General features: G+C 71.4%; 1 protein-coding gene. It reads right to left on the reverse strand.

The window, feature by feature from the left end; translation table 11 throughout:
* The coding region (locus Q7A36_RS42145) for a helix-turn-helix domain-containing protein (protein WP_305109553.1) at positions 1-283 on the reverse strand (283 nt) is incomplete at its 3' end.
* Between the last annotated feature and the right edge of the window lie 11 nt (positions 284-294).

Raw genomic sequence — 294 nt, forward strand, 5'->3', positions numbered from 1 at the left:
TGCTGGAGTAGCCGCCCGTGAAGCCGAGCTCGCGGACCTCGCGCCAGAGCCGCCGGCCGGTCAGCTCGGGGAAGCGCTCCACCCGCTCGCGCAGGAACGCCTCGTAGGGCCCAAGCAACGAGGGGCTGGGCTCCCGCGGCTTGTAGACCGGCGGCTCCAGGCCGCGCTCGACGTATTTGCGGATGGTCTTGCGGTCGCGGCCGGTACGGCGGGCAATCGCCGACACGGTCAGCCCCTGCCGGGCAAGGTCCAGGATCATGACAAGCTCCCCAAGGGTGACCACCGACCGCTCCC

The organism is Paracraurococcus lichenis, from assembly GCF_030657435.1.
Taxonomy (GTDB): Bacteria; Pseudomonadota; Alphaproteobacteria; order Acetobacterales; family Acetobacteraceae; genus Paracraurococcus; species Paracraurococcus lichenis.